The organism is Caulobacter sp. NIBR1757, assembly GCF_027912495.1.
In the GTDB taxonomy this organism is placed as follows: Bacteria; Pseudomonadota; Alphaproteobacteria; order Caulobacterales; family Caulobacteraceae; genus Caulobacter.
In genome coordinates this window covers 2,252,697-2,273,750 of record NZ_CP115463.1, presented here as the reverse complement: position 1 = coordinate 2,273,750, position 21,054 = coordinate 2,252,697, and the positions used below count along the sequence as shown (strand labels likewise).

At 66.9% G+C, this 21,054-nt stretch carries 22 protein-coding genes, 1 tRNA gene and 1 pseudogene; 10 read left to right on the top strand and 14 right to left on the bottom strand.

Annotated elements, in window-relative coordinates:
- Position 1 precedes the first annotated feature (1 nt).
- Together O5I81_RS11185 and O5I81_RS11180 are read right to left on the bottom strand one after the other, a co-directional pair.
- Positions 2-841 (bottom strand): enoyl-CoA hydratase-related protein, encoded by an 840-nt coding sequence (locus O5I81_RS11185; RefSeq protein WP_271064901.1) that lies wholly within the window; start codon positions 839-841, stop codon positions 2-4.
- 247 nt (positions 842-1,088) lie between these two features.
- Positions 1,089-2,696 (bottom strand): carboxyl transferase domain-containing protein, encoded by a 1,608-nt coding sequence (locus tag O5I81_RS11180; protein WP_271064899.1) that lies wholly within the window; start codon positions 2,694-2,696, stop codon positions 1,089-1,091.
- A 111-nt stretch (positions 2,697-2,807) separates the two neighbouring features.
- Here O5I81_RS11180 and O5I81_RS11175 point away from each other — a divergent pair, with 111 nt between their 5' ends.
- Positions 2,808-4,541, top strand: a complete 1,734-nt coding sequence (locus O5I81_RS11175; protein WP_271064898.1) for a patatin-like phospholipase family protein — start codon at positions 2,808-2,810, stop codon at positions 4,539-4,541.
- 296 nt (positions 4,542-4,837) lie between these two features.
- Here O5I81_RS11175 and O5I81_RS11170 read toward each other — a convergent pair whose 3' ends face one another.
- The 8 genes from O5I81_RS11170 to msrB form a co-directional block, all read right to left on the bottom strand.
- Positions 4,838-5,071: a hypothetical protein gene (locus tag O5I81_RS11170; protein ID WP_271064896.1), complete on the bottom strand. Its 234-nt coding sequence runs from the start codon at positions 5,069-5,071 to the stop codon at positions 4,838-4,840.
- A gap of 9 nt (positions 5,072-5,080) precedes the next feature.
- Complete coding sequence (locus O5I81_RS11165) at positions 5,081-6,241, bottom strand: isovaleryl-CoA dehydrogenase (protein WP_271064894.1); 1,161 nt, start codon at positions 6,239-6,241, stop codon at positions 5,081-5,083.
- Positions 6,242-6,339: 98 nt separating this feature from the next.
- On the bottom strand, positions 6,340-7,962 hold the full coding sequence (locus tag O5I81_RS11160) for a lysozyme (protein WP_271064892.1): 1,623 nt from the start codon (positions 7,960-7,962) through the stop codon (positions 6,340-6,342).
- 99 nt (positions 7,963-8,061) lie between these two features.
- Positions 8,062-9,483 carry a magnesium transporter gene (gene mgtE / locus O5I81_RS11155; RefSeq protein WP_271064890.1) on the bottom strand — a complete coding sequence of 474 codons (1,422 nt, stop codon included), beginning with the start codon at positions 9,481-9,483 and terminating at the stop codon, positions 8,062-8,064.
- 148 nt (positions 9,484-9,631) lie between these two features.
- On the bottom strand, positions 9,632-9,883 hold the full coding sequence (locus O5I81_RS11150; protein ID WP_271064888.1) for a GIY-YIG nuclease family protein: 252 nt from the start codon (positions 9,881-9,883) through the stop codon (positions 9,632-9,634).
- Between the two features lie 106 nt (positions 9,884-9,989).
- Positions 9,990-10,074, bottom strand: a tRNA-Leu gene (locus tag O5I81_RS11145).
- Positions 10,075-10,143: 69 nt separating this feature from the next.
- Positions 10,144-10,707 carry a hypothetical protein gene (locus O5I81_RS11140; protein WP_271064886.1) on the bottom strand — a complete coding sequence of 188 codons (564 nt, stop codon included), beginning with the start codon at positions 10,705-10,707 and terminating at the stop codon, positions 10,144-10,146.
- Positions 10,708-10,778: 71 nt separating this feature from the next.
- Positions 10,779-11,246: a peptide-methionine (R)-S-oxide reductase MsrB gene (gene msrB, locus O5I81_RS11135; protein ID WP_271064884.1), complete on the bottom strand. Its 468-nt coding sequence runs from the start codon at positions 11,244-11,246 to the stop codon at positions 10,779-10,781.
- A gap of 57 nt (positions 11,247-11,303) precedes the next feature.
- On the opposite strand from msrB, the gene O5I81_RS11130 reads away from it, so the two are divergent.
- Positions 11,304-11,624 carry a heavy metal-binding domain-containing protein gene (locus O5I81_RS11130; protein WP_271064883.1) on the top strand — a complete coding sequence of 107 codons (321 nt, stop codon included), beginning with the start codon at positions 11,304-11,306 and terminating at the stop codon, positions 11,622-11,624.
- On the opposite strand, the gene O5I81_RS11125 is transcribed toward O5I81_RS11130, so the two are convergent.
- Complete coding sequence (locus tag O5I81_RS11125; RefSeq protein ID WP_271064881.1) at positions 11,611-12,315, bottom strand: hypothetical protein; 705 nt, start codon at positions 12,313-12,315, stop codon at positions 11,611-11,613. The two genes, O5I81_RS11130 and O5I81_RS11125, sit on opposite strands and share 14 nt — an antisense overlap.
- 150 nt (positions 12,316-12,465) lie before the next feature.
- Between O5I81_RS11125 and O5I81_RS11120 the strand changes: the two genes are divergently transcribed.
- From O5I81_RS11120 to O5I81_RS11105, 4 genes are all read left to right on the top strand, one after another.
- The gene (locus O5I81_RS11120; RefSeq protein ID WP_271064880.1) at positions 12,466-14,442 is read left to right on the top strand and encodes an acetyl/propionyl/methylcrotonyl-CoA carboxylase subunit alpha; all 1,977 of its coding nucleotides are present in this window, start codon (positions 12,466-12,468) and stop codon (positions 14,440-14,442) included.
- A gap of 144 nt (positions 14,443-14,586) precedes the next feature.
- Positions 14,587-14,997: a DUF805 domain-containing protein gene (locus tag O5I81_RS11115; RefSeq protein WP_271064879.1), complete on the top strand. Its 411-nt coding sequence runs from the start codon at positions 14,587-14,589 to the stop codon at positions 14,995-14,997.
- 54 nt (positions 14,998-15,051) lie between these two features.
- The gene (locus tag O5I81_RS11110; RefSeq protein WP_271064878.1) at positions 15,052-15,450 is read left to right on the top strand and encodes a DUF805 domain-containing protein; all 399 of its coding nucleotides are present in this window, start codon (positions 15,052-15,054) and stop codon (positions 15,448-15,450) included.
- A gap of 17 nt (positions 15,451-15,467) precedes the next feature.
- On the top strand, positions 15,468-15,833 hold the full coding sequence (locus O5I81_RS11105; RefSeq protein WP_271064877.1) for a hypothetical protein: 366 nt from the start codon (positions 15,468-15,470) through the stop codon (positions 15,831-15,833).
- A 148-nt stretch (positions 15,834-15,981) separates the two neighbouring features.
- On the opposite strand, the gene lipB is transcribed toward O5I81_RS11105, so the two are convergent.
- The gene (lipB, locus tag O5I81_RS11100; RefSeq protein WP_271064876.1) at positions 15,982-16,704 is read right to left on the bottom strand and encodes a lipoyl(octanoyl) transferase LipB; all 723 of its coding nucleotides are present in this window, start codon (positions 16,702-16,704) and stop codon (positions 15,982-15,984) included.
- A 9-nt stretch (positions 16,705-16,713) separates the two neighbouring features.
- On the opposite strand from lipB, the gene O5I81_RS11095 reads away from it, so the two are divergent.
- The 4 genes and pseudogenes from O5I81_RS11095 to O5I81_RS11080 all read left to right on the top strand — a co-directional run bounded on the left by O5I81_RS11095 (position 16,714) and on the right by O5I81_RS11080 (position 18,657).
- Entirely contained in the window at positions 16,714-17,007 is a 294-nt protein-coding gene (locus tag O5I81_RS11095) for a FliM/FliN family flagellar motor switch protein (RefSeq protein ID WP_271069021.1), read from the top strand.
- Between the two features lie 185 nt (positions 17,008-17,192).
- The gene (locus O5I81_RS11090; RefSeq protein ID WP_271064875.1) at positions 17,193-17,462 is read left to right on the top strand and encodes a type II toxin-antitoxin system prevent-host-death family antitoxin; all 270 of its coding nucleotides are present in this window, start codon (positions 17,193-17,195) and stop codon (positions 17,460-17,462) included.
- A pseudogene (locus tag O5I81_RS11085) lies at positions 17,459-17,722 on the top strand (Txe/YoeB family addiction module toxin). Before O5I81_RS11090 ends, O5I81_RS11085 begins: the two are co-directional and overlap by 4 nt.
- Before the next feature lie 116 nt (positions 17,723-17,838).
- Positions 17,839-18,657 carry a hypothetical protein gene (locus O5I81_RS11080; RefSeq protein WP_271064874.1) on the top strand — a complete coding sequence of 273 codons (819 nt, stop codon included), beginning with the start codon at positions 17,839-17,841 and terminating at the stop codon, positions 18,655-18,657.
- Here O5I81_RS11080 and O5I81_RS11075 read toward each other — a convergent pair.
- Together O5I81_RS11075 and O5I81_RS11070 are read right to left on the bottom strand one after the other, a co-directional pair.
- A complete protein-coding gene (locus O5I81_RS11075; RefSeq protein ID WP_271064872.1) occupies positions 18,654-20,186 on the bottom strand; it encodes an acyl-CoA carboxylase subunit beta in 1,533 nt (510 codons plus the stop codon). The two genes, O5I81_RS11080 and O5I81_RS11075, sit on opposite strands and share 4 nt — an antisense overlap.
- A 71-nt stretch (positions 20,187-20,257) precedes the next feature.
- Positions 20,258-20,986: an ATP12 family protein gene (locus O5I81_RS11070; protein ID WP_271064870.1), complete on the bottom strand. Its 729-nt coding sequence runs from the start codon at positions 20,984-20,986 to the stop codon at positions 20,258-20,260.
- Positions 20,987-21,054: the final 68 nt, after the last annotated feature.

The following is a 21,054-nucleotide window of genomic DNA, read 5'->3' as shown; positions in this document are numbered from 1 at the left end:
CCTACTCCGCCCAGCCCGGCTTGCGCTTCTCGAGGAAGGCGGTGACGCCTTCGCGGCCTTCTTCGCTGACCCGGCGGGCGGCGATGCGTTTGGCGGTCTCTTCCATGACGCCGCGATCAATCTCCGCGCCCTCGATGTCGTTGACCAGGTCCTTGGCGTCGGCCACAGCGCCGGGCGCGCAGGCCTTGATGGCCGTGCTCAGGCCGGCGCGGACCGCGTCGAAGGCAGCGGCGTCGGCGACGACCTGGCTGACCAGGCCGTAGCCTTGCGCCTCGGCGGCGTCGAAGACCTGGCCGGTGGCGAACAGCATTTTGGCGTTACGGGCCCCGATGGCGCGGATCACATAGGGGCTGATGGTCGCCGGGGTGAGGCCGAGCTTGACCTCCGAGAAGGCGAAGGTGGACCGCTCGGTGGCCACGGCCATGTCGCAGGCGGCCGCCAGACCGGCGCCGCCGCCGAAAGCCGGGCCGTCGATCAGGGCGACGGTGAGCTGCGGCAGGTCGTGCAGGGCCTTCAGCATGCTGGCCAGGCCCATGGCGTCTTCACGGTTCTCGGACTCCGTCCATTCGACGGCGGCCTTCATCCATTCCAGGTCCGCCCCGGCGCTGAACGAGGCCCCTGCCCCGGTCAGGAACACCAGCCGCACGCCGTCGGCGTCGCTGAGGGTGCGGAAGGCCTCGTGCAGGGCCGCGATGACCTCGGCGTTGAAGGCGTTGCGCTTGGCGGCGCGGTTGATGGTGACGGTGGCGACGCCGTCCGGGGTGGCCTCGATGAGGACGAGGTCGCTGAGGACGTCGGTGTCGGGGATTTCGACGAGGGGGTCGGCGATGGGGTTGGTCATGTGGGGACTCTACGGCGGGGGGAGGATGTCGGGAAGGCGGTGTCCGCGTCCTTCTCCCGCTTGTCGGGAGAAGGTGGCAGTCCCGGACTTGATCCGGGACTGACGGATGAGGGCAGCGCCGGCAGTGGAAGAAGGGCGGTCATAAAGTCTGCTCCATAACGCGCGAAGCCATCCGACAACTGCGCTGCCCTCATCCGACCCGCTTCGCGGGCCACCTTCTCCCGACGAGCGGGAGAAGGAACTTTGACTACATCCGGAAAACGCCGAACGGCGTCTCGGGGATCGGCGCGTTCAAACTCGCCGAAATGGCAAGCCCCAGCACATCCCGCGTCTGGGCCGGGTCGATCACCCCGTCGTCCCAGAGGCGGGCAGTCGCGTGGTAGGGGTTGCCTTCGTCCTCGTATTTCTGGCGGACGGGGGCCTTGAAGGCTTCTTCCTCTTCCGGGGTCCATTTGTCGGCGTCGCGGTGGACGGTGGCGAGGACCGAAGCCGCCTGTTCGCCGCCCATGACGCTGATGCGGCTGTTGGGCCAGGTGAACAGGAACCTGGGGGAATAGGCGCGGCCGCACATGCCGTAGTTGCCGGCCCCGAAGCTGCCGCCGATCAGGACGGTGAACTTGGGCACGTTGGCGCTGGCGACGGCGGTGACCATCTTGGCGCCGTCCTTGGCGATGCCGCCGGCCTCGTATTTGCCGCCGACCATGAAGCCGGAGATGTTCTGCAGGAAGACCAGCGGGATCTTCCGCTTGCAGGCCAGTTCGATGAAGTGGGCCGCCTTCTGGGCGCTCTCGCTGAAGAGGACGCCGTTGTTGGCCAGGATGGCGACCGGATAGCCCCAGATGCGGGCGAAGCCGCAGACCAGGCTGGTCCCGTAGAGGGCCTTGAACTCGTCGAAGTCACTGCCATCGACGATGCGGGCGATGACCTCCTTCACATCGTAGGGGGCGCGGACGTCGGCCGGGACGATGCCGTAGAGCTCGGTCGGGTCGAAGGCCGGCGGGCGCGGTTCGCGGACGTCGGTTTCCTGGGGCTTCAGCATATTGAGGCCGGCGACGATGTTGCGGACGATTTCCAGCGCATGCTCGTCGTTGGCGGCGACATGATCGACGACGCCCGAGCGGCGGCCGTGGACGTCAGCGCCGCCCAGATCGGTGGCGGAGATGACCTCGCCGGTGGCGGCCTTCACCAGCGGCGGGCCGGCCAGGAAGATGGTGCCCTGGCTTTCCTCCCCTGCCCCGCGGACGATGACCGTCTCGTCGCTCATCGCCGGGACATAGGCGCCGCCGGCGGTGCAGGAGCCCATGACGCAAGCGATCTGCGGGATGTTCTCGGCGCTCATCCGGGCCTGGTTGAAGAAGATGCGGCCGAAGTGGTCGCGGTCGGGGAAGACCTCATCCTGGTGGGGCAGGTTCGCGCCGCCGCTGTCGACCAGATAGATGCAGGGCAGACGGTTCTGCTGGGCGATCTCCTGGGCGCGGAGGTGCTTCTTGACCGTCATCGGATAGTAGGTGCCGCCCTTCACGGTGGCGTCGTTGGCGACGATCATCACCTCGCGGCCCGAGACCCGGCCGATGCCGCAGATCAGGCCGGCGGCGGCGATCTCGCCGTCGTAGAGGTCGAAGGCGGCCAGCTGGCCGATCTCCAGGAAGGGCGAGCCGGGGTCGAGCAGGCGTTCGACGCGCTCACGGGGCAACAACTTTCCACGCGACGAATGGCGCTGGCGCGACGATTCCGGGCCGCCGAGCGCGGCCCTGGCGACCCGCTCGCGGAGTTCCTGGACCAGGCCCTGGTTGACGGCGGCGTTGCGGGCGAAGGCCTCGCTGGATTTGTCGACGGTCGTGCTCAGTTTCGGCATGAGAGAGGGATAGCTTGTCCCGCCGGGCCGGGGAAGCGGCAGGATTGTGCCCGATGAGGGCCCGGCCGTGTGGACCGCTGGTTTTCAGGGACTCATGCTAGCGTCGCTTCCGTGGTCGGGCCCATTACCTATCGTCAGGACAGCGCCCTCACCCGCCTCTTCGAGCGCGAGTGGGACGCCGGCAACGCGCGCTGGTTCTCGCTGCCGGGCGGGGCGACCCTGTTCGAATCGGGGGAGCAGTCGAACCAGATCTTCCTGCTGCACGCCGGCAAGCTGGGCGCCTTCCGCAAGGAAGAGGGTCTGGACCGGCAGTTCGTCGGCGTTATCCGGCCGGGTGAGCCGGCGGGTGAGATGGCGCTGGTCGGCGGCACGGCGCACACGGCGCGGGTCGTGGCGCTGCGCGACTCCGAGGTGCTGGCGCTCGACGCCGAGGACTTCTTCGCGGCCGCCGACGACGATCCGCATGTCATGCTGGAGATCGCCCGGCTGGTGCTCAACCGGGCCCGCAACGCCAGCACGCGGGTCTCGACCGGCGATCCGGCTGTGTTCGGCTTTGTGGCGGCCGAGAAGACCGGCAAGATCCGGCCGCTGATCGGCAAGATCGCGCGATTCATGGCCGAGATGGGCCACGCGGTCACCGTCGTCGGGTCGGAGGCGGCGGGCGCGCCGACCGAATGGTTTTCCAATGTCGAGGCCGACCACGAGTTCGTCCTCTATGTCGCCGAGGCCGGCGAGCGGGCCTGGGGCGATCTGGTCGGGCGGCAGGTGGACCGATTGTTCCGCGTCGGGCGCGGCGACCGGCCGCCGCCGGCGCTGAACGGCAAGGCGTCGGAGACGATGGAGGCCTACAAGCTGGTGGATCTGATGCTGATCCAGCCGGCCCATCTGGATCAACCGCGCGGATCGGCCGCCTGGCTCGATGCGACCGGGGCGGCCCGGCTGTTCCATGTGAAGACCGGGTCAGACCCCTGCGCGGCGCGGATGGCGCGGCTGCTGACCGGTCGGTCGGTGGGGCTGGTGCTGTCGGGCGGCGGGGCCCGGGCTTACGCCCACATCGGCGCCTTGCGGGCCCTGCAGGCGGCGGGCGTGCCGATCGACTTCGTCGGCGGGGCCTCGATGGGGGCGATCATCGCCGCCAGCCTGGCCATGGGCTGGGAAGAGGCGGAGCTGGAGCGGCGCATCCGGCAGGCCTTCGTCGACACCAGCCCGCTGGACGACATCGCCTTCCCGCTGATCGCGCTGACGCACGGGCGCAAGGTCAATCACCGGCTGGAGGAACATTTCGGCGAGGTCGAGATCCCCGACCTGTGGCTGCCCTTCTATTGCATCTCCTCGAACCTGACCCGGGGCAGCTACGAGCTGCACCAGCGCGGGGTACTGCGCCACGCCCTGCGGGCCTCCATCGCCCTGCCCGGGGTGATGCCGCCCTCGACCCTGGCCGGCGAGGTACTGGTCGACGGGGCGGTGATGAAGAACTTCCCGGCCGACATCATGCGCTCGATCCAGCGCGGGCCGGTGGTCGGGGTCGATGTGACGCGCGGGCGCAGCATCACCACCGAGGACATCGCCATGCCCTCGCTGCTGCGGTGGGTGCTGTCCGGCGAATGGCGCAAGGGGCCGCCGATCGTGGCGCTGCTGATGCGGGCGGCGACGCTATCGACCAACCGCGAGGTGCTGGCGGCGCGCGACGCCACCGATGTGCTGGTGCTGCCCGACGTCGACCACATCGACATCCGCGACTGGAAGGCCTTCGAGAGCGGGGCGGAGGCCGGCCGGCTGGCCACCGAGAAGGTGCTGGCCGGGCTGGAGCGGGCGGTGGTCGATCTGCGGCGGGCGAAGGTTTGAGGCTGGCTGAGCGCCGGGCGGTCGTTGCAGGTTATCCACAGCCCGCGACATTCACGTCCAGCCGTGGTGATGACCTTTGCAATGGGCGGCGAGGCGCCCATATCCTGATGGTCCTGTTCTCAACAGCTGAAAGGAGGTGATCCAGTGTCTCACCAAAAACACACGGCAACCGCTCACGGATCGACGGGCGGGGTTCTTTCCCTCCTTTGATCTGTGATGTCGTCTGACGACGCGGTTCAACCGTCGTTTGGTGTGGGGCCGGCTCTCGTAAGGGGGCCGGCCCTTTCCATTGGGGGCTAACTGAAGAAGCCCATCACCCACCAGGTCACAGCCGCCACCAAGACGACGAGCAGCAGCCCAAGCAGGATGCGGCCGACCAGCCGGCCATGACGCTCGGCGGCCGGGCCGTGCTCGGCCAGCTGGCGGCGGCGGCGAGCGTCGCGCTCGGCCATGGCCTGGGCGCGCTTGCGGTCAGCCTCCTGCTCGCGGCGCTGGTCGAGGCTTACGATCTTGTCGTCTTCACGGGGCATAGCCTGCCTCTAGCCGCCAACCAGTTCACGGCCAATGAGGAACCGACGGATTTCGTTGGTCCCGGCCCCGATATCGTAGAGCTTGGCGTCGCGCAGGTAGCGCTCGACCGGCCATTCGCGGGTGTAGCCGGCGCCGCCGAGGGCCTGGATCGCCTCGTTGGCGACCTTCATGGCGTTCTCGGATGCCAGCAGGATGGCGCCGGCGGCGTCGAAGCGGGTGGTCTTGCCGGCGTCGCAGGCGCGGGCCACGGCGTAGACGTAGGCTCGGGCGCTGTTGAGGGCGACATACATGTCGGCGACCTTGCCCTGCATCAGCTGGAAGTTGCCGATGGCCTTGCCGAACTGCTTGCGGTCGCGGACGTAGGGCAGGACGACGTCGAGGCAGGCCTGCATGATGCCGAGCGGACCGGCCGAGAGCACGGCGCGCTCATAGTCGAGGCCGCTCATCAGGACGCCGACGCCGCCGTTCAGCGGGCCCATGATGTTCTCTTCCGGAACTTCGCAGTCCTCGAACACCAGCTCGGCGGTATCGGAGCCGCGCATGCCCATCTTGTCGAGCTTCTTCGAGACACTGAAGCCCTTCATGCCTTTTTCGATGAGGAAGGCGGTGATGCCGCGGCTGGCCCCGTCCGGGTCGGTCTTGGCGTAGACGACCAGGGTGTCGGCGTGGGGGGCGTTGGTGATCCAGAACTTCGTGCCGTTCAGCACGTAACGGTCGCCCCTGTGGTCGGCGCGAAGCTTCATCGAGACGACGTCCGAGCCCGAACCGGCCTCGCTCATGGCCAGGGAGCCGACGTGCTCGCCGCTGATCAGCTTGGGCAGATACCGGCGCTTCTGCTCGGGCGTGGCCCAGCGGCGGATCTGGTTGACGCAGAGGTTGGAGTGGGCGCCGTAGGAGAGGCCGATGCTGGCGGAGGCGCGGGACACCTCCTCCATGGCGATGACATGCTCGAGGTAGCCGAGGCCGAGCCCGCCGAACTCCTCCTCGACGGTGATGCCGTGCAGGCCGAGCTCGCCCATCTCGGGCCAGAGCTCGCGGGGGAAGTGGTTGTCGGCGTCGATCCGCGCGGCCATGGGCGCGATGCGGTCGGCGGCGAAGCGGGCGGTGGTTTCGCGAATCGCCTCGGCGGTCTCGCCAAGGCCGAAGTCCATCTGGGGGGAATGCGTCATGGCCCCGAAATAGCAGACGCCCCGCGGGTCGCACAGACCCACGGGGCGGTTACGCCACGCTACGCGTACTTACGCTTACTGCCCCCTACCCCCGGCCATCACTCGGCCGGGGTATTCGATTGGCTGTCGTCCTCGTCATCCATCGGCGGCAGGCCGAAGGCCGACAGCCAGCGCCAGGCCGAGAACAGCAGCACGCCGCCGCCGCCCAGGGCCATCGACCAGGCGGCGACCTTGATGCCGGCGTCGCCGGTGCCGTCCACCAGGCCCCAGGCAATGCCGCCGCCGCAGACGAACAGGCCGATCACGGCCCCGCCCAGCCAGGCGACGCCCGGAACGCGCGGCTGCTCCAGCGGGGTGGCGTCGAAGGCCGGATCGAAGTTGGCGGCCAGGGTGCGCTCGTCCTCTTCCACCAGCCGGCGGATGTGGTCTTCGTTGAGCAGCGGCTGGCTGCGGACGCCGGTCATTTCCGGCTCGAAGGGCTGGCTGGAGATGTCGAACAGGCCCGGCTCGGACTCGTTGGCGGCCTCGAAGCGGAAGGGATCGGAGGTGTCGCTGGCGACGGCGATTTCATGCTCGGGGGCCGGAGTCAGGACAAAGGCGCGATCGCCGTTGCCGACGGCCAGCACCGGCGTCGCCGGATACGGGGTGTAGCTTTCCGGCTGTACGGGCAGCGCCTCGACCGGGGCCGGCGGCGGCGGGAAGGCCAACGCGTCGGCGGCCGGAACCGGGGTCGGCTCGGCCGGGGTGCGCGAGAATTCCAGCACCGGGTCGAAGTCGTTGGCCTCGGCGTCGGCGAAATCGCCCTCGTCTTCCGCCGCTTCCAGGGCCTGCTCCTCGGCGGTGACCACCTCGGTGGAGGTCGGCGACCAGGCCAGGCTTTCGTCGGCGGTCTGCGAGGCGACAACCTCCAGGGGCGGCGCTTCGACGACGGGCGCGCTGAGCGATTCGTCGGCGACCGGAGCCGAGACGACGGGCGCCGCGGCCGGGACCGGCGGCGGCACGACGACCGGCTCGGGCACCAGCTGGGCCAGGCGCGAGGTCACGGCGGCGGCGGCGGTCATCGACGCGGTCACGACCTGCACAGGCTGGGGCGGCGTGCTTTCCGGCGGCGCGTGCGGCGAGGGCAACGGCTCGTCCCGCTCGGCGACGGCCTTGTCGGCGGTGAGGTCGGTCTTCAAGGCCGTCGGGGTCTGGCGCGGCACGAAGTTGACGGCGTCATAGTCGACCTTGGGCCGGACGATCGGCGACGGCGCCGGCACCCAGCCGTTGGCCGGCGTCAGGAACAGGGTCTTCTCGGCCGAGCGGCGGCGGACCAGGGCGTCAACGACGATGCGCTCGCCCTCGAAGTCGGCCTTGCGCCACATCTCCATGGCGCAGGCCGCCTGCAGCAGGCTACCTTCATTGACCCGGCGCAGGACGCTGGAGCGCTTGAAGTTGTCGATCCCGACGTTGAAGGCGAAGCAGCAGAGCGCGTCGAACTGGTTCTGCGTCAGCGGCGTGAAGGTCTGCTCGTTGACCGCATGGGCGATGGCGATCAGGTCGTAGAGCAGCAACGCCTCGGCGTCCTGTTCCGAGACCTGCGCCCCTTCGCGGGCGGTCAGGGTGTGGCCAAAGCCGATCGTCCAGCGCCCGTCGGGCAGCTGCGCCGCTTTGGAACGGTAGCCTTCGAACGTCTTGATCAGTTCGACGGCGGCCTTGGAGACCTGATGACGGGGTTTCATGCCCATTTTGACCCAAATTGATACGAGCGCCGATGCGTTCCACTACCCCCGGGCAAGATAGGGGCCGTTTTGCGCGAGCGCTGAACTGAGGGCCTCAGCTTACAGGAGAATCAACGCCGCCAGACCCAGGAAGGACAGGAAACCCATGAAATCGGTCATGAAGGTGACGAACACCGAAGAAGAGACCGCCGGGTCGCGGCCGAGGCGGTCGAGGGCCAACGGCACCAGGATCCCGGCCATGCTGGCGATGAACAGGTTGATCACCAGCGCCAGGCCGATGGTCAGGCACAGCATCGGGTCGCGGAAGAACAGGAAGACCGCCAGGGCCATGATCGAGGCCAGCACGGCCCCGTTCAGCAGACCGACGCCCAGCTCGCGGAAGACGATCCGCATGGCGTTGGAGGCGTTCAGCTCGCGGCTGGCCAGGGCCCGCACGGCGACGGCCAGGGTCTGGGTGCCGGCGTTGCCGCCCAGCGAGGCGACGATGGGCATCAGGATGGCCAGGGTGAGGATCTTGCTGATCTCGTTCTGGAACGCCCCGATGACGCTGGCGGCGACGGCGGCGGTCAGGGTGTTGACCACCAGCCAGGGCAGGCGCGAGCGGGCGATGCCCCAGATGGTGGCGTCACGGCCGGCGTCGCTGACCCCGGCCAGGGCCAGGATGTCTTCCTCCGTCTCTTCCTGGATGACCCCGACGATATCGTCGACGGTGATCTGGCCGACCAGACGGCCGCCGCTGTCGATCACCGGAGCGCTGATCAGGTGGTACTTGTCGAAGATGTAGGCCACCTCTTCCTGGTCCATGTCGACGTCGATCTCGGTGACCGACTCCATGATCTCGGCCAGGTGCTGGTCGCGCTGGGCGCGCAGCAGGATGCTGACCGGCACGGCGCCGGTCGGCTTGTGCGAGGGGTCGATGACGTAGACGTCGAAGAACAGCTCCGGCAGGTCTTCGCTGTGGCTGCGGATGTGGTCGATCGTCTGGCCGACGGTCCAGAAGCTGGGCGCCGCCATCAGGTCGCGCTGCATCAGGCGACCGGCGGTCTCGTCCTCGTACTTCAGGGCGGTGACGATGGCGTCCCGCTCTTCCTGGTCCATGGCGGCCAGGACCTGGGCGCGCTTGTCGTCTTCCAGATCCTCGACCAGGTCGACGGCGTCGTCGCTGTCCATTTCCTCGAGGGCGCGGGCCAGGGTGGTGCTGGGCACCGACTCCATGACCTCTTCGCGCAGGTTGGTGTCGAGCTCCGACAGCACCTCGCCGAGCGTCTCGGCATCGAGCTGGGGAATCACCTGCTCGCGGTAGTCGGCGGTCAGGAAGCCCATCAGGTCGGCGACGTCTTCGGACCGCAGGGCTCCGACCAGCTCGCGCAGACGCTCGTCGTCGCCGCGATCGGCGGCGTCGATCACCAGCTCTACGTATTCGGCGTTGAGGGCGTAGTCGTCGCCAAGCGCCAGATCCTCGAGGTCCTCGGGGAGCGGCGCTTCATAGGCTTCGGTCAGGTCGGCTTCGTCCCGGGTCATGGGGGCCTCCTGGCTGAAGTGAGGGCGTCGAATGGGCGCTCTGTTAATTTCCTGATTCACCGGTGCGGTCGAGCCGCATCAGGCGAGCGGCGTCATAGCGGCACAACTTGAATAGATGCAAGCATTTACGGTCTGAAACGGATCGCCTTCAGGGGCGCAACCAAAGCCGCTTGCGGGCAAAGGCGTGGCCCGAGCCCGACTTGAGATAGCGTTCGAACGCCTCAGCCTGCGCGCGTCCAGAGAACGCGATGTAGGTGACCACGCGCCATGGGCGGTGCTTCGATGTGTGGATCGATTTTCCGGCGTTGTGGTCGCTTAATCGAACCCGCAGATCGGCGGTCACACCGATGTAGCGTTTGGTAGCATCGACCAAGCTTTCGAGCAGATAGACGTAGTGCATCAGGGCTCTCCGCTGAACAGCCCTGCTACGCCAAGGCTTCGCAGGGCATCCTGCTTCGCCTCATCTCACTAGATCAATCCTGCGAAGCCCGAAGGGCGAAGCAGGATGGTGCGGTCGAGAAGACTCGAACTTCCACGGGTTGCCCCACAGCGACCTCAACGCTGCGCGTCTACCAATTCCGCCACGACCGCTCGTAGTGAGGCGCGGGGGGTAGCAAAAGCCGCGAGGGATGGGAAGAGGTTTGTTCCGCTTCCGGAGGCTCAGTCCACCCCGAAGGCGCAGACCGGCTGGGCGCCGCCGCCGCGACCGCCCCAGCCCCAGCTGTTGTTGCCAAGGTTCGGGGCCAGGGCGAGGCCATATTCGCCGGCCGCCAGCGGGGCGGTCGGGGTGATCCGCCAGACCTCGCCTTCGCGGACCGCCGTGAACTCGACGGCTGCGGCATTCTTCACGTTGCGGGTGCCATAGCCGAGCGGATTGACCTTGCCGGTGGTCAGGCGCCGCGTGCTCTTCACCGTCGTCAGATGGAACAGGCCGATGCGCTGCAGCGGATCGATGGTCGCCGGCTCCTTGCTGAGAAAGCTAACCGCCTGCCCGGCCTTGAAGCGCACCGGGCTGGCCGGGCCCTTCAGTTCGTAGAAAACGTCGGCGCCGCCGTAACCCATGGCCTTCATCTGCTGCTTGAAGCTGGCGACCTGGATTTCCAGGGTCACCGGCACGTCGCCGGCCGTGGCGCTGAAGTCAGGCGCAGGCGGAGCCTTGGCGGCGAAGGCAGGCGAAGCGAGGCCGACGGCGGCGGCGCTCAGCAGAAAGGATCGTCTGTGCATGTCAGCTCCTGAAGTGTTGAGCCAAGCATGGACCTGTGTTCGCCGAAGCGCGTCCCCGGAATGGGGGGCCTTCAGGCCAAGCCGTCGCCGCGCCCCAGCGGATCACGCAGCGGCTCCCCTGCTCCGACGAATTCCAGCGACACCGAGTTGATGCAGTAGCGCAGGCCGGTCGGCGGCGGGCCATCCGGAAAGACGTGGCCCTGGTGGCTGTCGCAGCGGGCGCAGCGGGTTTCGACCCGGCGCATACCGTAGCTGCGGTCCTCGACGCCCTTGACGTTGGCCTCGTTGATCGGGGCGTAGAAGCTGGGCCAGCCGGTGCCGCTCTCGAACTTGGTCTCGAACTTGAACAGCGGCAGGCCGCACAGCCGGCAGCAGTAGACGCCCGGGCGCTTTTCGCCGAGCAGACCGCCGCAGAACGGCGCCTCGGTGCCGTGGTGCAGCAGGACGTCGCGTTCCTCCTGGTTGAGGTCGGCTTCCAGAACCTTGCGCTCGGCTTCGCTCGGCGGGGTCAGGTCGTATCGGGTGGCGGTGTCGGTCATGACACCCAATCTAAGGCGAGCGGGCCGATCCGCAATCATCCGAAAGGGCAATCCGTCGTGATCACTTCCACCACCCCCACCATCCCCGGCCGTGACGTCGTCGAGAGCCTGGGCGTCGTCAGCGGCGAAGCGATCATCGGCGCCCACATCTTCCGCGACTTCTTCGCCGGCATCACCAACATCATCGGCGGCCGGGCCGGCGGCTATGAGAAGGCCCTGCGCCAGGCGCGCGACATCGCCCTGCAGGAGATGTGCGATGAAGCCCAGGCGCGCGGCGCCGGCGCGGTGGTCGGCGTCGATCTCGACTATGAGACGCTGGGTCCCGACAACGGCATGATGATGGTCACCGCCAGCGGCACCGCCGTCAGGCTGGCGTAGGGCTTTCGGCCTTCATCCGGCGGCGCACGTCCCACAGATAGGCGAGCATGAAGAGCACCGCGTAGATCTCGATCGACTCGCGGATGGCGATGTACTGGGGACGGAACCTGTCCTCCATGTCGGTCGCCACCAGCAGCCGCTCGGAGATTCGCATCACCCAGGTCAGGGCCGCCGCCGGCCAGATCAGGCTGCTCGGCCAGATCCAGCTGAACCAGCCCTGGCCGAGGTATGGCCCACGCTTCTTCGCCCAGGCCCAGATCGGCCAGAGGATGCCGCCGAACAGGGCGGCGGCGATCAGCATGGTCTTGGGGATTTCCTCGGTCAGGGAACTGAGGTTGTGCAGGTTGGTCTCGCCCTGGCGGTTGATCCGGGCGTAGTCCGCCGGCGTCTCCCAGTGGAACCAGCTCTGGCCCCAGCTCGCCTCCTCGCCGGCGAACACGAACAGGGCGACGGCGAAAAGCGCGAACCACCAGACCATGGCCGTATGCGGCAGCCGCCGCCGGTCACGGATGATCCCGATTGCCTCCCAGACACCCCACAGCGCGAAGATAATCGTTGGTATCTCGACAATGCCGAGCTCGCCCGACAGCCAGCGCCGCCCCGCCTGAGGCCAGGGAAACAGCGCCACGGCCAGGATCGTCGTCGCGGCCAGAACATAAAGCGGCAGCCGGCGGCTGAATGAAAGATTCATTCTGTCACAAATGCCCCAGACGCGACTGCCTCGCAACATCCTTCTCAATGAACGGCGCCATGCTGACCTAGCGTCGCCGTTGCCAACGGGCCGTGGGCGGTCTAACCCGCATCGCGCAAGAACCATGCGTGCAAGGGGTCTGTCCGGCCGATGTTTTCGAAGATTCTGATCGCCAACCGCGGCGAGATCGCTGTCCGGGTCATCAAGACCTGCCGTCGCATGGGCATCAAGACCGTGGTGGTCTATTCCGAGGCCGACGCCGACAGCATGGCCGTGGAAATGGCCGACGAGACGGTCTTCATCGGCCCGCCGCCGGCCAACCAGTCCTACCTCGTCGCCGAGAAAATCATCGCCGCCTGCAAGTCGACGGGGGCGGAAGCGGTGCACCCCGGCTTCGGCTTCCTGTCTGAAAAGGCCGAGTTCGCCCAGCTGTGCGCCGACGAGGGCATTGTCTTCATCGGTCCCAACCCCGGCGCCATCAGCGCCATGGGCGACAAGATCGAAAGCAAGAAGTTCGCCCAGGCGGCCGGCGTCTCCTGCGTGCCCGGTCATATCGGCGAGATCGACGACACCGCCCACGCCATCAGAATCTCCGAAGAGATCGGCTATCCGGTGATGATCAAGGCCAGCGCCGGCGGCGGCGGCAAGGGCATCCGTGTCGCCTGGAACGAGAAGGACGTCGAGGAAGGCTTTCCCGCCGTGCGGGCCGAGGCCAAGGGCGCGTTCGGCGACGACCGCATCTTCATCGAGAAGTTCATCGTCGATCCGCGCCACATCGAGATCCAGGTGCTGGGCGACAAGCACGGCCACGTCGTCCACCTGTTCGAACGCGAATGCTCGATCCAGCGCCGTAACCAGAAGGTCATCGAGGAAGCCCCCTCCCCTCTGGTCGACCCGGCCACCCGCGAAGCCATGGGCGCGCAGGCCGTCGCTCTGGCCAAGGCCGTGAACTACGACAGCGCCGGCACCGTCGAGTTCGTCGCCGGCCAGGACAAGAGCTTCTACTTCCTGGAAATGAACACCCGTCTGCAGGTCGAGCACCCGGTCACCGAGCTGATCACGGGCCTCGACCTGGTCGAGCAGATGATCCGTTCGGCCTACGGCGAGAAACTGGCCTTCGAGCAGAAGGACCTGAAGATCAACGGCTGGGCGATGGAAAGCCGCATCTACGCCGAGGATCCCTACCGCAAGTTCCTGCCCTCGATCGGCCGGCTGGTCCGCTACGACCCGCCGCGCGAAGGGGTCGAGGACGGCTACACTGTCCGCAACGACGCCGGGGTGCGCGAGGGCGACGAGATCTCGATGTTCTACGACCCGATGATCTCCAAGCTCTGCACCTGGGGCAAGACGCGGGAGGCGGCCATCGCCGGCATGGGCCGGGCGCTGGAGGACTTCCACATCGAGGGCCTGGGGCACAACATCCCCTTCCTGTCGGCGGTCATGGACCACCCGGTGTTCCAGTCGGGCAAGCTGGCCACCAGCTTCATCGCCGAGGAATATCCCGAAGGCTTCCACGGCGCCCCGCCCAGCGACGCCGCCCTGGACATCATGACCGCCACCGCCGCCGCCATGCACCTGGTGACGGTGCAGCGCAACGGCGAGAGCAAGCGCGTCGACTGGATCGTGGTCATCGGCCACCGCCAGATCCCGGTGACCATCTCGGGCGGCGGCGCCAGCGTCAGCATCCACCTGACCGATCAGACCCGCGTCCTGGAGCTGACCGACATCGCCTGGCGGCCCGGCCAACCCCTGTTCAAGGCGCGCCTCGACGGCAAGCCGTTCAGCGTCACGGTGGCGCCGGCGGCCGAGGGCTTCCTGATCCGTCACCGGGCCACCCGGTTGAAGGTGCTGGTGCTGACCCCGCGTTCGGCCGAACTGCACACCAAGTTGCCGGAGCGCAAAGCCGCCGACACCTCCAAGATGATCATCAGCCCGATGCCGGGCCTGGTCGTCTCCATGGACGTCGAGCTGGGCCAGCAGGTCCGCGAGGGCGAGATCGTCTGCGTCATCGAGGCGATGAAGATGCAGAACATCATCCGCGCCGAGCGCGACGGGGTGGTCAAGACGGTGTCGGCCAAGGGCGGCGACAGTGTCGCGGCCGACGAAGTGCTGGTCGAATTCGCCTAGGCGGGCGGGTAACGGTCGGCTGCGCGACGCAACCTGTTGCAGCCCTGCGACAGGCCGCCGCATCTCGTCAGGCGAGTCGCCGAATAAGGCATCGAATTCCCCCGCGGCGGCGTTAGGCTCCCGTTCAGGACGGGTGGATCGAGTATGGGCGTTCCGCATCTTTACAGCCTTGAGGGTCGCATCGGCCGGCGCGAGTTCGTGCTGACGCTGATCGGCGTCTTCATGGCCTGGTATGTCTTCACCTTCCTGCTCATCGTCATCGGCGGGGCCGGCTACGCCAGCCAGACCGGCGTGCGGGGGGTCTGGGAAGCCATCGTCAACATCGGCGGTTGCGTCGCCGCCAGCCACGCCATCTGGATTGCCATCGCCGCGGCGGTGAAACGCTGCCACGACCGCGGCCTGAGCGGCTGGATGCTGCTGTTCGCCATGCCGCCGGTGATCGGCCAGCTCTGGCTGGTCCTCAACCTGCTGGCCGGCGCGGGCCAGCCCAGGGACAACGCCTACGGCCCGGCCCGGATGAGCGACACGCTTCCCCACGGCGCGGCCCTCGCCTAGATAGGGACTGTCCGGGGCTCATGGCCCCAGCAGCGAGTCGGAGCGGCAAGGCGGATGAACGGCCAAACGGACTGGGCGGAGCTCTTCTTCTCCTCGACGGGACGGCTGGCGCGCACCCCCTTCCTGATCACCAGCGCCCTGCTGTTCGGGGTCGCCTTCCTCTACTACTGGGTGACGCCCGGGCCGGTGCAGTGGCTGACCGGCTGGGTGGTCTATCCCGTGCTGCTGATCAGCGGCTGCTGCCTGCTGGCCAAGCGTCTGCATGACCGGGGACGGTCAGGCTGGTGGGCGGGACTGATCATTCTGGCGGTCATCGCGGTGTTTCCCTGGCCGCAGGGCTTTTTCGATTTCGTTTTCTCGGCCATCGTCATCTGGGCCCTTGTCGAGCTAGGCGTGATGCCGGGCGAGGCCGGCGCCAATCGTTTCGGGCAAAGCCCCCTCAAGACCGCCTAGATCTGGAGCTGTAGACCATGCGTTTCGTCACCGCCGCCGCCGTCCTGGCCCTCACCCTGTCCGCCGGCGTGGCCGTCGCCGCCGACGAAGCCCTGAGCCCCGAAGCCCAGGCCGGCGTCGATATCGCCAAGCAATACGCCAAGACCGACAAGATCAAATTCCGCAAGGTGAAGGTCGGGGCCGACGGCAAGGTCTGCGGCAAGGTCGCCGTGGGCGCCGACGCCGACATCGAGTTCATCGTCGATCCGTCCGACCAGACCCTGTGGCTCAACGAAGGGGCCCAGGAACCGGAAAGCGTTTTCGCCTGGGGTAACAAGATCGTCCGCGGCGGCGGCGACCGCAAGGCGTTCCAGGTCTGGAAGGCCTGTCAGGCCGGCAAGTAGTCCTACGCCGTTGTCATCCTCCGGCCGCGAAGCGGACCGGGGGACCCAGCTGTCCGCGTGAAGACTCTTGGGAGTCTTTCAAGATCCCTCCTTGGGTTCCCCGGTTCCCGCTTCGCGGGCCCGGAGAATGACAGCTCAAATTGCAGAGTCAGATCGGCGCCGGGGCCTCGCTCACGGCGCCGAACACCTTTTCAAAGCTCGACTTCAACGCCGCGTCAGCCTCGTCCAGGGTCACCGGCAGGCCGAGGTCGACCAGGCTGGTCACGCCGTGCTCGGTGACGCCGCAGGGCACGATTCCGTCGAAGTGGGACAGGTCCGGTTCGACGTTCAGGCTGACGCCGTGGAAGCTGACCCAGCGGCGCAGCTTGACCCCGACGGCGGCGATCTTGTCCTCCCGCGACCAGCCCGGCCCCTTTCGCTCGACCCAGACGCCGACCCGGCCATCGCGCAGTTCGCCGGTGACGTTGAACACGGCAAGCGCCCCGATCACCCAGGCTTCCAGCGCCGTGACGAAGGCCCGCACGTCGCGGCCGCGCCTGGTCAGGTCAAGCATCACATAGGCCACCCGCTGTCCGGGCCCGTGATAGGTGTACTGCCCGCCCCGGCCGCTCTCGAAGACCGGGAATCGCGCGCCGTCCAGCAGGTCGCCCGCCTTGGCCGACACCCCGGCGGTGTAGAGCGGCGGATGCTCCAGCAGCCAGACCAGCTCCCCGGCCCGCCCCTCGGCGATGTCGGCGGCCCGCTGCTCCATGGCCGCCACAGCGACGGGATAGCTCACCGGCGCGGTCGATACCGCCCAGCCAGCCGCAATGCCGTCCTCGCGGCCGAAAAGCGGGCGCTGGCCCTCGGAACTTAACAGGTGATCAAGCATGTCGGGCCAATGTGGGGCCTGCGCGATGTTTGCGCGAGGGGTTGGTGCTCAGTGAGCCAGGTCAAGTCGGTCAACGTCGAGATTTCCGTGGTCCTGGGCCGCTCGCAGCTCCCCATGGCCCAGCTCCTGCGCATGGGCCGCGGCGCGGTCATCCCCCTGGACGCCAAGGCCACCGACGAGGTCTGGATCCTGGCCAACAACCACCCGGTCGCCCGGGGCGAAATCCAGATCAACGACGACAAGATCAGCATCGCGGTGACGCGGGCGGCGGATGTGTATGACTTTATGGCGGGTGGGAGCTAGGCGGCTGCGCCTTCTCCGCCCACTGCTTCAACGCCAACATTATCACTTCCTCGACGGGCAAGCCTTCCCGCGCCGCGAGAGCCTGCGCCAGATCGATTGTCGCCTGATCCTCGATATCGAACGCCATCCCCGACCTCACAAGATGCCCGATTGCACTTGTACACAATTACGTACATGATTGCAGCATGAAGAGCGCCGCCGTCAACGTCACCACCTTCTCGGAAGCCCGCGCCAACCTGAAGTCGGTCATGGACCAGGTGACCGAAACCCACATGCCGACGGTGATCAGCCGCCGCAAGGCTGAGCCGGTGGTGATGATCTCGCTGTCCACCTGGAACGCGCTCAACGAGACAGAATACCTGACCTCGTCCTCCGCCAACGCCGAGCGCCTGCGCGCCGCCAAGGCCGCCGCCGAGCGCGGCGAAGCGGTCGAACGTGAGTTGATCGAGCCTTGAAGCTGGCTTAGCTCGAACAAGGCTGGGAGGACTATCTCAGCTGGCAGGACGACAAGCGGATGATGAAGCGGATCAACAAGCTGATCCGCGACACCCTGCGGTCGCCGTTCGAGGGCCTGGCTAAACCCGAACCGTTGAAGGGCGAACTGGCCGGCTGGTGGTCACGCCGGATCGATGATGAGCACCGGTTGGTCTACCGCGTGGTGGGGACGGGTGAGGAGCAGCAGCTCGAAATCGTGCAGTGTCGCTATCACTACTGACGCTGCCGCCTTGCATGCCGCTCACCACATTGTGAACAAAAAGAGAACGCTTTTATCTGGTCCGAATCGCACAAATCAGCGGACTTCATGAGTCCTCAACAGCCGATGTGGGCCTCATGCAGAATCCAGACAGATTGCCAGTCCGTAATTCAACGGATTCGGAACAAATCTCAACCCCTCCGCTCGTCAACGTGGAAGCGCTGGGAGCGAGCCTCGATCAGGTCCTTAGTAGACGCAATGCGGCCAAGACCGAGATCGGCGGCCAGTTTCCGTTGTTTCGGGAGCCACTCTTCAGGCTGACGCCTTCGACGTTTCTAAAAATCTCCATGCTCTCGATCGACGAAGCGAAGCAGGAAGTCCGCAAGCGCATCGAGGAGGCCGCAGGCCGCGGCTACGATCGCTATCGCTATCTTCGAAACTCGGCATCCACCGCCTTGGTCGATGGTGCTTCACTAGGCACGCTTCGGGACAAAGCAAAGAAGATCAAGAATGACTACGAGCGCCGAGATACGCTCTTTGGCTTGGTTAGATTTTGGCGCTGGTTGCGGAGCTCGGGGGCGAAGGGAGCGCACAAACTCAAATCGCTGCTCTGGATAAGCCCAAATCGCCTCTTCGCGGTACGGGTACGACCAGAAGCCGGCTTCATGTGTGAAGGCGAGCTGCGGACTGTCACGATCTACAACACGAGGTCACCCAGCCTTGATGCGGCCTTCGCCAAGGTTGGCGCCTTACTGATCGAAGAGGCTTATGCGCAGGCTGGCCAGGGACTGAAGTATAACCACGAACTGCTCGCGCTCCGCAACGTACAGTCTTACGTCGTCGGCGAGGAGGAGCGAGCAGCGGTTCGAATTCAGTTGATCAAAGCGATAAACACTATTGAGCTTCTGGCCTTGGAGATCGTTGATGAGCTCGAAAGCGCATCTCCGCCCGGCTAGAGCGGGATGTTATCGTGCTTCTTCCAAGGGTTGGAGAGCTCCTTCCCCCGCAGGCTCCTGAACGCCCGCACGATCCGCCGCCGCGTCCCATGCGGCATGATCACATCGTCGATGTACCCCCGCGACGCCGCCACGAACGGATTCGCGAACCGCGCTTTATAGTCGGCTTCCTTCTCGGCGATCTTCTCCGGATCCCCGATGTCGGCGCGGAAGATGATCTCCACCGCCCCTTTGGAGCCCATCACGGCGATCTCCGCCGTCGGCCAGGCGTAGTTGACGTCGCCGCGCAGGTGCTTGGAGCTCATGACGTCGTAGGCGCCGCCGTAGGCCTTGCGGGTGATCAGGGTGACCTTGGGCACGGTGGCTTCGGCGTAGGCGAACAGCAGCTTGGCGCCGTGCTTGATCAGGCCTCCGTACTCCTGCTTGGTGCCCGGCATGAAGCCCGGGACGTCGACCAAGGTCAGCAGCGGGATGTTGAAGGCGTCGCAGAAGCGCACGAAGCGGGCGGCCTTGCGGCTCGAATCGATGTCCAGGACGCCGGCCAGAACCTGCGGCTGGTTGGCGACGATGCCGATCGACTGGCCGTCCATGCGGGCGAAACCGCAGACAATGTTCTTGGCCCACTCGCTGGAAATCTCGAAGAAGTCAGCCTCATCGACGATCTTCAGGATCAGTTCCTTGATGTCGTAGGGCTTGTTCGGGTTGGCCGGCACCAGGGTGTCGAGGCTGGCCTCCTCGCGCATCGGCGGGTCGAAGCTTTCGCGCACCGGGGCCTGCTCGCGGTTGGACGAGGGCAGGAAGTCGATCAGGCGGCGAACCTGGGTCAGGGCTTCCAGGTCGTTGTCGAAGGCCCCTTCGGCGACGCCGGACTTGGCGGCGTGGACGCGGGCTCCGCCAAGGTCCTCGTGGCTGACTTCCTCGTTGGTGACCGTTTTCACCACGTCGGGGCCGGTCACGTACATGTAGCTCGTGTCCTTCACCATGAAGATGAAGTCGGTCATGGCCGGCGAATAGACGTCGCCGCCGGCGCACGGGCCCATGATGACGCTGATCTGCGGGACCACGCCGCTGGAGAGCACGTTTTCGAGGAAGATGTCGGCATAGCCGGCCAGGCTGTCGACGCCTTCCTGGATGCGGGCGCCGCCGGCGTCGAACAGGCCGATGATCGGGGCCCCGACCTTGGCCGCCTGACGCTGGACCTTGACGATCTTGGCCGCGTGGGCGCCCGACAGCGAGCCACCAAAGACGGTGAAGTCCTTGGAGAAGACGAAGACCACCTTGCCGTTGATGGTGCCCCAGCCGGTGACGACGCCGTCGCCGCTGATGCGCTGGCTTTCCATGCCGAAGTCGTGGCTGCGGTGTTCGACGAACATGTCGAACTCCTCGAAGCTGCCCTCGTCGAGCAGCAGGTCGATGCGCTCGCGGGCCGTCAGCTTGCCCTTGGCGTGCTGGCTGGCGATACGGCGCTCGCCGCCGCCGGCCCGGGCCTGTTCGCGCCGACGTTCAAGCTCTGCGAGGATATCTTTCACGCGCCTGCTCCACTCAATGATCTGCGCACGGGTTAAAGCGCGGATGAGGGCGGCGCAAGCGTCCCGCTAGGTCACCGTAGCGCCTCGAACCAGGCGCCCAGCATGCGGGCCTCAGCCAGACGATTGGCGGTGCGGTCGGCGGCTTCCTCGTCGATTCCCCAGCGCTCCTCCTGGAAGGCCTCGTCGACGCGGGCCAGGTGGTGGGCTTCCTCGCCGGTCAGGCGGCCGAGCTGGACGGCCAGGGCCAGCAGGGCCGAGCCGAACAGGCTGGTGGCGCTGAGCAGGGCGATGAGGCTGAAGTCGTCCATAGCCAGGGCCAGCGCCCTCGCCTGCTCCAGAGTCGTCACCGGCTGCGGCCGGTGAATCACCCCGGCGGCGCGTTCGAAGGCGAGGTTGTGTTCGGCCTCCGCCCACTGCAGCACCGGCTCCCAGGCCGCTGTCTGGCGGGCGATCAGGTCACTGGGCTGGTCGGCGAAGTAGCAGAGGGCGTCGCTGCCGGCGTAGCGGGCGAACTCATCGGCCAGGGCGGCGCGCGACGGCGCCGTCTTTTCAATGGCGGTGAAGGCCAGCCGGGTGGCTGGCATCTGGGCCATCAGGATGAACTCCTTCTGGCTGTCCCACTCGCCGGCGACGAGGGCGCCCAGCGCCTCTGTCGGAACGATCAGCGGCAGGCCGCCGGGGCTCTTTGGCGCGCGGCCATCCAGCTTGACGGCATAGCCGCCATCGACGGGCTCGACCGTCACGGCCTTGTAGAACCGCCGCGCCGTCTGCACGGTGTCGTCCGGACCTTTGAGCGCCATCTCTTCTTTCCAGGCTCGCGACGGAAGCGGGCCGCGCGGGCGTGGAAGTGGGGCAAGCCGGCGTCCGT